Origin of the sequence: Caulobacter endophyticus (assembly GCF_029543245.1) — a bacterium.
Lineage (GTDB): Bacteria > Pseudomonadota > Alphaproteobacteria > Caulobacterales > Caulobacteraceae > Caulobacter > Caulobacter endophyticus_A.
Window position 1 is genome coordinate 296347 of sequence record NZ_JARQWV010000002.1, and the last position, 10904, is coordinate 307250.

Below are 10904 nucleotides of genomic sequence, written 5' to 3' on the forward strand. Positions count from 1 at the left end.
CGCTCGACCAGCAGCCAGACGCTGAAGGCGAGGCACGAGGCGGGGATCAGCACCTTGCCCATGGCGGGGGCTCCTTGGTCGATGGAGCCATCATCGCCGATCGCGGAATCGGGGGCTTGGACGCGGCCGCTCCGCCGTGAACATTCTTGCGACGACGTCTAAATCGTCGGTTTCGCCCATCGGGCGCAACACTTGGCGGGCGAGCCTGAACGCTGGCGACAACCTTCCGGCCGCTTTGAAACGGAACTGTATCGGCGCGGCGCTCGCCGTAGCCGCGCGGAAATTTGCGAGACACGCCTGGGCCATGCAGGGCCCCTAAGCCTCGGAGGTTCCTTCAAGCGGGTCCTCCATGTCGCGTAAGCTTCTGATCCTCTCGGCCGCCGCCCTGCCGATGCTGCTGCACGCCGCCCAAGCGGCCGCCGAGACGGAAGTCACCAGCAGCAGCCGTACGACGCCGGTCAGCACCTCGACCGCCAAGAGCGGCGCGGCCGACGACGTCAAGGTCACCACCGACGGGGTGATCACCCTGAGCGCCGAGGGCGCGATCGCGACGGTCGACAGCAGCAACACCCTCACCAACAACGGCACGCTGAAGAGCACGGACGTCTCCAACTCGACGGGCGTCCTGATCAACGCCGGTATCGCCTCGACGGTGACCAACGGCGGCACGATCAGCCTGACCGAGGACTACGACTACGTCGATACCGACAGCGACGGCGACTACGACGGCCAGTTCGCGCTGGGGACCAACCGTTACGGGATCCGGCTGACCGGCTCGGGCGACTATACCGGCACGATCGAGAACACCGGCACGATCAGCATCGAGGGCGCCAGCTCGGTCGGGATCATGCTGGAATCGTCGGTGATCGGCGACATCCTCAATTCCGGCTCGATCACGGTGACCGGCGACGACGGCTACGGGATCCGCAGCACCGCCAAGGTGACCGGAAACATCGTCAGCGACGGCTCGATCAGCGTGCTGGGGGCCAACAGCGTGGGCCTGGCGGTCGACGGCGAGGTCGACGGCTCGGTCATCGTCCAGGGCACGATTACCGCCACCGGCTATCGCTACACCAGCCGCTACACCGATCCCGACGACGAGGCCCTGCTGGACGCCGACGACCTGCTGCAGGGCGGCTCGGCCGTGAAGATCACCAGCAACGTCTCCAAGGGTCTCGTCCTCGACGCCCCGCCCGAGGACACCAACGACGACACCTCCGACGACGAGGACGGCGACGGCGTCACCGACAGCGACGAGGGCACGGCGGCCGTCTACGTCTATGGCGGCGCGCCGGCGATCCAGATCGGCTCCGACAGCCAGGCGGTCACCCTCGGCTCGGCCGGGGAGGGGATCTACGACTACGGCCTCGTGATCCGCGGCTCGGTCGGCGCCTATGGCGTCCATGCGGGCGTGGCGGCCACCGGCGTGCAGATCGGCGGCTCGGCCGGCTACGAGACCCTGGTCACCAACGGGATCAACCTGGAAGGCTCGATCTCGGCCAGCGCCTACGAGGCCGACGCCATGGGCCTGCACCTGACCTCGGGCGCCATCGCCTCGATCCTCAACAATAGCGGCGCGCTCAGCGGTTCGGTCGAGGCCGAGGGCGCCTCGAACGCCTACGCCCTGCTAATCGACGCGGGGGCGACCATGACCTCGGTCGCCAACAGCGGCAGCATCGTCGCCACCCTGTCGGGCGAGACCGGGAACGCCAACGCCATCGTCGACAACTCCGGCACGCTGACCAGCATCACCAACACCGGCACGATCGCCGCCTATGTGGTCGCCACCGACGACGATTACGACACCGACGACAGCGACACCGACGCCACGAACGAGACGGTCACCGGCAAGGCGATCGCCATCAACCTGAAGGCCAACACCACCGGCGTCACCATCACCCAGACCGGGGTGAACGACGGCGATGACGGCGACGACGGGGTGGCCGACACCGATACCGACGGCGACGGCGTGGACGACGCCGACGAGCCGACCATCGTGGGCCAGGTCCTGCTCGGCTCGGGCGACGACACCCTGAACCTGCTGAACGGCACCCTGATCGGCGACATGTCGTTCGGCGACGGCGCCGACACGCTGAACATCGACGGCACGGCCTATGCGATCGGCGGCCTCTATGACAGCGACGGCAAGCTCTCGATCAACATCGGCGACGGCGGCCTGCTGATCACCAACACCGACACCATCAAGGCCACCAGTCTGAACCTGGGGGCCGACAGCAGCCTGGTGTTCACCGTCGACCCCACCGCCGGGACCTCGACCCAGCTGGTGGTCGACACCGCCACCATCGCCAGCGGCGCCAATCTGGGCCTCGTCTTCAATAATCTGCTGACCGACGCCAGCACCTTCAAGGTGATCTCGGCCGGGACCCTGACCGCCGGCGAGATCGACCAGGACCTGCTGGGCGACGCGCCCTATCTCTATGTCGCCGAGGCCCGCACCCAGGACAACGACGTCCTGATCGACGTGCGCCGCCGCACCGCCGCCGAGGCCGGCATGACCAAGGGCCAGACGGCGGCCTATGACGCCACCTTCGCCGCGCTCAGCGCAGACGACGACATCGCCAGCGCCTTCCTCAGCCAGTCGACCCGCGACGGCTTCTACAATCTCTACGACCAGATGCTGCCCAGCACCGGCGAGGGGATGTTCACCACCCTGCAGGCCGTGCAGCAGCAGATCTCGGCCTCGACCGCGATCCGCCCCGACGGCCAGGACCGCTACGGCCCCGACAGCGTCTGGGTGCAGGAGATCAACAGCCTGGTCCGTATCGAGGACGGCGAGAACCTGGGCTCGGACACCAAGGCCACGGGCCTGGTGGCCGGCTACGAGGCCATGGGTGACGCCGGCGGCGCCTTGGGCGTCACGCTGGCCTTCGCCAGCCTCGAGGAAAAGGACACCGCCGCCAAGGTCGGCGAGGAGACGACCGCCTCGCTGTTTCAGGCCGGGACCTATTGGCGCCGGTCGGTCGGGGGCTGGCGCTTCAACCTGGGCGGCGGCCTGGGCTACATCCGCTTCAACGGCGACCGCAGCCTCATCAGCGAGGACGTCGACGGCGACGACGAAGCCGACGTGGCGATCAGCAACACCGCGTCCTGGAACGGCTTCACCGCCAGCGCCTTCGCCGGCGTCGGCTACGAGCACAAGTTCGGCCGCAACTACATCCGCCCCGAGGCGCGCCTCGACTACGTCTATCTGTGGGAAGGCGAGCGCAAGGAGCATGGCGGCGGCGAGGGCTTCGACCAGACCGTGGCCTCGCGCAAGTTCGACAATCTGTCGGGCGACATCGGCGTGGCCTTCGGCCGCGAGTTCGGCAAGGAGGTCTGGGTCCGTCCCGAGGTCCGCGTCGGCTATCGCAAGACCCTGGCCGGCAAGTACGCCGACACGACCGCCTGGTACTCGGGCGGCACGCCGTTCACGATCCTGGGCAACGCCGCGCGCACCGATGCGGTGACGCTGAACCTGGCCCTGCGCGCCGGTTCCGACCTTTCCTATTTCGCCCTGGAGGGCGGGGCCGAGGCCTCGCGTCGCCAGACCCGTTATTCGGCCCGGCTCGTCGGCCGGGCGATGTTCTGAGAACGCCCGTGAGACCCCGCCTGCTCATCGTCGACCCCGACGTCGACTCCCGCGCCGCCATCACCGCCTTGCTCGGCCGGTTCGACCTGGAAGTGCTCGAGGCCGCCTCGGCCCGCGAGATGGACCAGATCCTGGGCCGCACCCAGATCGAGCTGGTCGTCATGGACATCCTGCTGCCTGACGAGGCCGGCCTGTCGGTCTGCGCCCGCCTGCGCCGCCTCAACCCTGCGCCGGGCGTGGTGGTGGTCAGCGCCGTCGACGACGAGAGCGACGTGGTGGTCGGCCTGGAAATGGGCGTCGACGACTATATCGCCAAGCCGTTCCGGCCGCGCGAGACCGCCGCCCGCATCCGCGCCGCCGTGCGCCGCCGCCAGGCCTGGCGCGCGCCCGAGCCGGTGGCCGCCCCGCCGGTTTACCAGTTCAGCGGCTGGCGGCTGAACGTGGCCACCCACGAGCTGTTCGACCCGCGCGGCGACTCGGTGAACCTGTCGTCGGCCGAGTTCCTGGTGCTGTGGACCCTGGTGGCCAAGCCCCAGCAGATCCTGACCCGCGACCAGCTGCAGCAGGGCCCGCCCGAGGCCCGCAGCAAGGCCCCGCCCCAGCAGATCAACGTCACCATCAGCCGCCTGCGCAGCAAGCTGCGCCGCGCCGAGGGCGGGGCGCAGATGGTGCGGACGGTGCGCCACGCGGGCTACATGTTCGCGCCCCGGGTGGACCGGGTGCACGCGGATTAAAACCCTCCCCCTGAAGGGGGAGGTGTCGCCGGAGGCGACGGAGGGGGATGTGGCTTGTGACCTTGGGGCCGCCTCCAGCCTTGCAGAAACTTCCCCCTCCGACCGCTTCGCGGCCACCTCCCCCTTCGGGGGGAGGGTCTGAAGCTACTTCTTCCGCACGAAGACCAGGCTCTGGTCCGGCGGGCCGGGTTTGCCGTCGATGTCCTGCTCGACCAGGATGGTGTCGGGCGCGGTGACGCCGACGCGCATGCTCTGGCGGCGGCCGGTCTGGCCGTGGGTCATGACCGCCACGCTGGACTGGCCGGTGCGCTCGACGCTGAGGGTCACGAAGTTGAAGTTGACCACGGCCCGGGTCGGCGAGCCGTCCATGAGCGCGTCGGCGAACTGGATGGCGGCCACGCCCTCGTCGTCCTCCTCGACCAGCGTCCAGGCGATCGCCTTGCCGTCGTCCTTGGTGATGTCGAGCTCGCCGCTGATCGGCGCGGTTCCGGTCAGGGGCTCGTTGAAGCGCGAGCGCGACAGGTCCAGCGTCCACTTGCCGGCCACGCCCAGCGGACCCGTGGCCGAGGCGGGCGTCTGGGCGATGGCGGGAGCCGCCAGCAGCAGGCCAAGGGCCGTAAGGGCGGCGGCGGCTTTGAGGTGGGCCATGGCGATCTCCCTGGCGCGCCGCATGCGGGGCGGGTTGGCTTACGAAGGGTCAATGTCGGGGCGCGAGCAGCGTTCGTCCAGAGGCGGCGGCGATGTTTGCGCGAAGGCCTTGCCGAGCGGCCCGTGCGGGAAGGCCAAGTCTTTTGGGGATTGCCACCGCCCGACGGCGCCGCTCTGGTCGGGACCTCTAGAATCGGAGCCTTCGCCCATGCGCCGTCTGTCGCGTTCGATGCTGTTCGCCGCCTCGCTGTTCGCGGCCGGCGCCCTCTACGGCCCCGAGGCCGACGCCGCCGAGAAGACCGACACCTCGGTCAAGGCCGTGCAGAAGATCATCGGCGGCCCGGGCTTCAAGGCGGCGGTCAAGCAACTGGACGCCGACTATGAGCGGACCGTCGCCGACATCGTCACCCTGACCGAGATCCCCGCGCCGCCCTTCAAGGAAGAAAAACGCGCCAAGGCCTATCTGGAGATGCTCAAGGCCGTGGGCCTCACCGACGTCGAGATGGACGCCGAGGGCAATGTCATGGGCGTGCGGGCCGGCACGGCGACCAAGGGCAAGGGCCCGTTCGTGGTCATCGCCGCCCACCTCGACACGGTCTTCCCCGAAGACACCGACGTGAAGGTCAAGCGCGAGGGGACCAAGCTGTCGGCCCCCGGCATCGGCGACGACACCCGCTCGCTGGCCGTGCTGCTGGCCTATGTGCGGGCCATGGACGCGGCCAAGATCAAGACCAAGGCCGACATCCTGTTCGTCGGCAACGTGGGCGAGGAGGGGCCGGGCGACCTGCGCGGGGTCAAGCACCTCTTCAATCAGGGCAAGTACAAGGGCCGGATCAGCGCCTTCTTCTCGATGGACGGGTCGGATCCGTCGCGGATCGTCGACCGGGGCGTGGGCTCCAAGCGCTATCGCGTCACCTTCAAGGGTCCGGGCGGCCACAGCTATGGCGCGTTCGGCGTGGTCAACCCGATGACGGCCATGGCCCAGTCGGTGGTCGACCTCTATGCGGTCAAGCCGCCGGTCGATCCCAAGACCACCTATTCGGCCAGCGTGGTGGGCGGCGGCACTTCGGTGAACTCGATCCCCAACCAGATCTTCCTGGAGTTCGACATGCGCTCGGAAAGCGCGGCCGAACTGGCCAAGCTGGACCAGACCTTCATCGGCATCCTCGACAAGGCCGTGGCCGGCGAGAACGCCGCCCGCTCGACCAAGCCGGGGGTGATCTCCTACGACGCCAAGGTGATCGGCGAGCGCCCGGCCGGTGGGACGGACCCGCAGGCTGGCATCGTCACGGCGACGGCGGCGGCGATCTCGGCCCTGGGCTTCAAGCCCGAGCACGAGGCCTCGTCGACCGACGCCAACCTGCCCATGAGCCTGGGTATCCCGGCCATCACCATCGGCGCCGGCGGCAAGGGCGGCCGCGCCCACGCCCTGGACGAATGGATCGACGTCGAGAAGGGCGAGAGCCTGAAGGGCATGCAGGTCGGCCTGGCGGCGCTGCTGGCCGTGGCCGGGGTGGAGTAGGGCTCCCAAGATGCTCCCCCTGAAGGGGGAGCTGTCGCGGAGCGACTGAGGGGGAAGTTGCTGTTGCCGTTCGGGTGCACTGACCTCATCAGGTACTTCCCCCTCCGGCCCTCCGGGCCACCTCCCCCTTCAGGGGGAGGATCTTGGAGCACGGGCTCGCGATCTCCCGCGCGAATGCGCTGAGTTGATGGAGAGGGCGCGGGGCGTCCGGGCTTCGCCCGGATGTGTGAGTTTCAAGTACCGTTTCGACGAAGCTTAAACGCCCCGCGCGATCGTTTGTCCTCAGGCCGGGGCGCGCAGGCCTCTTCCGCCTTTTACCCCTTCCCCATGCAGTGCGCCCCGTTTCTTGACGGCCAGGCGTGCATGCGGCGCGGACCCTTGGACGGGCGGGAGCCTAGTCAGGCAAGCTCCCGATGGATGGGTTTACGTCCCCCATCCTCATTTAAGCTTTCAGGCCCGGCTCTCGCCGCTCCTTCAGCCCCGCTCGATCGCATCCACGTCGCACGCTTCGGGCCGGATCCTTGCGCCCTCTCCCTGCGACGGGACAGCTGTGATTATGCGGCGTGTTTCAGCGCGTCTGATCCAGGCGCGTGAGAAAGTTGCAAGCGGTTGATTGCGTTCGGGTCTTTTCCCCAAACGCCGGGGATCCACGCGGCTCTATCCCCGTCCGGGCCACACCAAACCACGCCTTCCTCGCCCTCGTGGCGAGGATCCATGGTTCAGCCCGCTCAGACCTTTCGAGTTCGCCCGCCGTCTGAGCAGCGGCCGACATGGGCCCTCGCCACGAGGGCGAGGGAGGCGGGGGTGTGGTGGCTTGGGCGGGAGCACTGAACTCATCAGAAAACTTCCCCCACCGGCCTTCGGCCGCCTCCCCCACAGGGGGAGGACCTGCCGATCACGCCTTGCGGTTCAGGGTGATGGCGGTCGCGTTGTTGGCGTAGCCGGCGCCTTGGGCGCCGGGGCCGTAGCCGACGGCTTGGGGGCGCTGGGCGGCGATCTCGTTGGCGACGGCGCGGACGAGGCCCTCGGTAACGGTCTTGGCGGCGGCGATGGCGCGCGACTGGCGGGCCAGCACGGCGTCGAAGGCCTCGGTGGCGCGCACCAGGCGGCGGCGACGGTCGGGCTGGGCGGCCTGGACCAGGGCGACATTGCCGCGCACCCGGGCCGACTCGTGGCGATAGACATTGGCCAGCTTGGCCGTTTCCTCGACGTGGCGGGCGGCCTCGTGCGGGCGGCGGGCCTCGAAGGCGGTGGCCTGCTTGGCGATCAGGTCGGTCAGGCGCTCGGTCAGGACGATCAGCTGTTCGACGCGCTCGTCCGAGGCAGAGAGGGGGGCGGGGCTCATCATTGGGCGACCTCCTGCAGGCCCTGCATCTTCAGCATCTCGCGCTGGACGGTGGAGGCCACGCCGATGCCGCCGGCCTTGGTGACTTCCTTGGCCATGGCGTCGGTGAGCAGCGACTTGAACATCTCCTCGCCCTGGCCGCCGCCGAAGGGCTCGGGGGTCTTCACGCCCTCGAACATCGACTGCATCATCACCGACAGGAACGAGGCTTCGAACTTCTGCGCCGTTTCCTTGATCTTGCCGCGCTTGAGCAGCTCGGCGGCCGAGTTGGCGGTGGGCGCGGAGCCGGCGGTCAGTCCGGTGACAGGCGGCGAGGTGAGGGCGAAGGCGCTCATCACATCACCTCGATGTCGGCTTGCAGGGCGCCGGCGGCCTTCACCGCCTGCAGGATGGTGATCATGTCGCGCGGGGTGACGCCCAGGGCGTTGAGGCCGCCGACCAGGCTCTTGAGCGACGCGCCGCCGCCCAGGGTGATCAGCTTCTTGCCCTTTTCCTCGTCGATGCTGACGGCCGACTGCGGGACGACCGTGGTGCGGCCCTGGCTGAACGGGGCGGGCTGGCTGACGGCCGGGGTCTCCTGGACCGAGATGGTCAGGTTGCCCTGGGCGATGGCCACCTGGCTGATGCGGACGTCGTCGCCCATCACCACCACGCCGTTGACCTCGTCGATGATCACCTTGGCCGGACCGTCGGGCTCGACTTCCAGGTTCTCGATGGCGGTCACGAAGCTGATCATGTCCATGCCGGCCGGCGAGCGGATGGCGACGATGGTCGGGTTCTGGGCCTGGGCGCAGCCCGGGAACTTGGCGTTGACGGCGTCGGCGATGCGGCGCGAGGTCGTGAAATCGGGGTTGCGCAGCGACAGGCGCAGCTCGCTCATGGCCACCATCTGGAAGCCGGTCTCGCGCTCGACGTCGGCGCCGGCGGCGATGCGGCCGGCGGTCGGCACGCCGCGGCTGATCGAGCTGCCCGAGGCGCCGCCGGCCGAGACGGCGCCGGTCTGCACCTGGCCCTGGGCGACGGCGTAGGTCTGGCCGTCGGCGCCTTGCAGGGCGGTGACCAGCAGGGTGCCGCCCTGGAGGCTCTTGGCGTCGCCCATGGCCGAGACCGAGACGTCGATCTTGGAGCCGGTGGCGGCGAACGGCGGCAGCTTGGCCGTGACCATGACGGCCGCCGAGTTCTTGGCGTTGAGGTTGGCGTCGCGAACGTTGACGCCCTGGCGCTCCAGCAGGGCTTCCATGCTCTGCTTGGTCATCGGCGCGTTGCGCAGGCTGTCGCCCGTGCCGTTGAGGCCGGTGACGATGCCGTAGCCGATCAGGTGGTTATCGCGCACGCCTTCGACGGCGACGATGTCCTTGATCCGCGACTTGGCGGCGGCCGGACCGGCGACGACGACGGCGGCGGCGAGGGCCAGACCGGCGAGAACGGAGCTGAAAAGTGAACGACGCATGGACTTCCACACCGAGGACGCAATTCCGTCGCGGCCCATGCCAGAACCGGGCCAACGGAAAAGATGAGGAAAATCAATGGTCCAGGCGGGCAAAAACGCGTGCGACAATCCTGTCCGGCAGATTCTGCCCGGCATTAACCATACCGCAAGCGCGCTTCTCGAATATGAGTTCTCATCGGGGAGCGCGACTCCCTATATGTAGGCGTACAAGACCAGCGGTGGAGCGACGGTCGTCATGAAGGTTTCGAGCACGGGAGGCGTGGGCGCGGCTGGCGCATCACGCGCGCGGCCGACGGGCGGCGGGTCGAACTTCTCGCTGCCCAGCGTGGGCGCGGCGGGCGGCGTGGCCGGAACCGCGGCGGCCGGCGGCCTGGCGGGCGTGGGCTCGCTGGACGCCCTGCTGGCCCTGCAGGCCAACATGGATCCGACGGAGCGCAAGCGCCGGGCGATCCGCCGGGCCGACGACATTCTCGACATCCTCGACGGCCTGAAGATCGCCGTGCTGGACGGGGAGGTTTCCCCCAGCACCATCGACAAGCTCAAGCGGGCCGTTCGCGAGCATCGCGAAGCCGTCGACGATCCGAAATTGCAGAGCCTGCTCAACGAGATCGAGACCCGCGCCGCCGTCGAAGAGGCCAAGCTGGCCGTCATGCGCGGCGCGTGAGGAGCAGCGGGATGGAACCTCTGGCCCTTTCCCGCGATTTTACAGCCCCGGTCGGTGCGGCGAAGCTCGCCGTAAGCGTGAGTCGCCGTCGCCCGCATGGGCGGTTCGCAGGCGCTCGCGCGCCTGAACGCGCCGCTCACGCGACGTTCATTGAACGGGGCTATCGTTTTGGTATAAGCACACCGCCCGCTGAGGGCGGAGTTCATCGGGGCGTGAGGCGTTGATGCAGACGGCCACTGTTCTTAAAGAACCGGACACCTATCGTCCTTCGGACGATGAGCCTTTCATGAACGAGCGTCAGCTTGAATATTTCAAGCAGAAGCTGCTCGGCTGGAAGGAAGAGATCCTCCGCGAATCTCGCGAAACGGTGTCCCATCTTCAGACTGAAACTGAAAACCATGCCGACCTCGCCGACCGGGCGTCGTCGGAAACCGACCGAGCGCTGGAACTGCGGACCCGCGATCGGCAACGGAAACTGATCTCCAAGATCGACCAGGCGTTGCGCCGCGTCGAAGACGGCAGCTACGGCTACTGCGAAGAGACCGGCGAGCCTATCGGCCTGGCCCGTCTCGACGCTCGCCCGACGGCGACCCTGAGCCTCGAAGCCCAGGAACGTCACGAGCGCCGCGAGCGCGTCCACCGCGACGACTGAGGCTTTCGGGCCTCGACTGATGTGTTTCAAGCGGCCTCGCCCGAAAGGGCGGGGCCGTTTTTTGTGTCTGCGCTGCCCCCTCCGGCCCTCCGGGCCACCTCCCCCAGAGGGGGAGGATCTAGAAGCGGTCGCTTCTCCTCCCCCGCGAAGCGGGGGAGGGGGACCACGAAGTGGTGGAGGGGGCGAGACTGGGCGCTGTGCCGGCGGGGGGGGGGGGCGCCCCCCCCCCCCCCCCGCCCCCCCCCCCCCCCCCCCCCCCCCCCCCGCGCGGGCGCCGGGGGCGGGAGGGGAGGAAGACGG

At 68.8% G+C, this 10904-nt stretch carries 9 protein-coding genes; 5 read left to right on the plus strand and 4 right to left on the minus strand.

Annotation, left to right across the window (positions count from 1 at the left end; all coding sequences use genetic code 11):
- The first annotated feature begins 349 nt into the window (after window positions 1-349).
- Window positions 350-3589, plus strand: a complete 3240-nt coding sequence (locus P7A99_RS03420) for an autotransporter domain-containing protein (RefSeq protein WP_277792529.1) — start codon at window positions 350-352, stop codon at window positions 3587-3589.
- 8 nt (window positions 3590-3597) lie between these two features.
- A complete protein-coding gene (locus P7A99_RS03425) occupies window positions 3598-4323 on the plus strand; it encodes a response regulator (protein ID WP_165832168.1) in 726 nt (241 codons plus the stop codon).
- A gap of 144 nt (window positions 4324-4467) precedes the next feature.
- Here the strand turns inward: P7A99_RS03425 and P7A99_RS03430 are convergent, their stop codons facing one another.
- On the minus strand, window positions 4468-4971 hold the full coding sequence (locus tag P7A99_RS03430; protein ID WP_277792530.1) for a hypothetical protein: 504 nt from the start codon (window positions 4969-4971) through the stop codon (window positions 4468-4470).
- A gap of 208 nt (window positions 4972-5179) precedes the next feature.
- Here P7A99_RS03430 and P7A99_RS03435 point away from each other — a divergent pair, with 208 nt between their 5' ends.
- Window positions 5180-6493: a M20/M25/M40 family metallo-hydrolase gene (locus P7A99_RS03435; protein WP_277792531.1), complete on the plus strand. Its 1314-nt coding sequence runs from the start codon at window positions 5180-5182 to the stop codon at window positions 6491-6493.
- 895 nt (window positions 6494-7388) lie between these two features.
- Here P7A99_RS03435 and P7A99_RS03440 read toward each other — a convergent pair.
- Genes P7A99_RS03440 through P7A99_RS03450 form a run of 3 tightly spaced genes read right to left on the minus strand, consistent with a single transcriptional unit; the run spans window position 7389 to window position 9288 of the window.
- Window positions 7389-7838, minus strand: coding sequence for a flagellar basal body protein (locus P7A99_RS03440; RefSeq protein ID WP_277792532.1), 450 nt, complete (start codon window positions 7836-7838; stop codon window positions 7389-7391).
- On the minus strand, window positions 7838-8173 hold the full coding sequence (locus tag P7A99_RS03445) for a rod-binding protein (RefSeq protein ID WP_277792533.1): 336 nt from the start codon (window positions 8171-8173) through the stop codon (window positions 7838-7840). Before P7A99_RS03445 ends, P7A99_RS03440 begins: the two co-directional genes overlap by 1 nt.
- Window positions 8173-9288: a flagellar basal body P-ring protein FlgI gene (locus P7A99_RS03450; RefSeq protein ID WP_277792534.1), complete on the minus strand. Its 1116-nt coding sequence runs from the start codon at window positions 9286-9288 to the stop codon at window positions 8173-8175. Before P7A99_RS03450 ends, P7A99_RS03445 begins: the two co-directional genes overlap by 1 nt.
- A gap of 235 nt (window positions 9289-9523) precedes the next feature.
- On the opposite strand from P7A99_RS03450, the gene P7A99_RS03455 reads away from it, so the two are divergent.
- Both P7A99_RS03455 and dksA read left to right on the plus strand, forming a co-directional pair.
- On the plus strand, window positions 9524-9952 hold the full coding sequence (locus tag P7A99_RS03455; protein WP_277792535.1) for a flagellar assembly regulator FliX: 429 nt from the start codon (window positions 9524-9526) through the stop codon (window positions 9950-9952).
- Between the two features lie 223 nt (window positions 9953-10175).
- Entirely contained in the window at window positions 10176-10604 is a 429-nt protein-coding gene (gene dksA, locus P7A99_RS03460) for an RNA polymerase-binding protein DksA (protein ID WP_058346549.1), read from the plus strand.
- The last annotated feature ends 300 nt before the right edge of the window (window positions 10605-10904 follow it).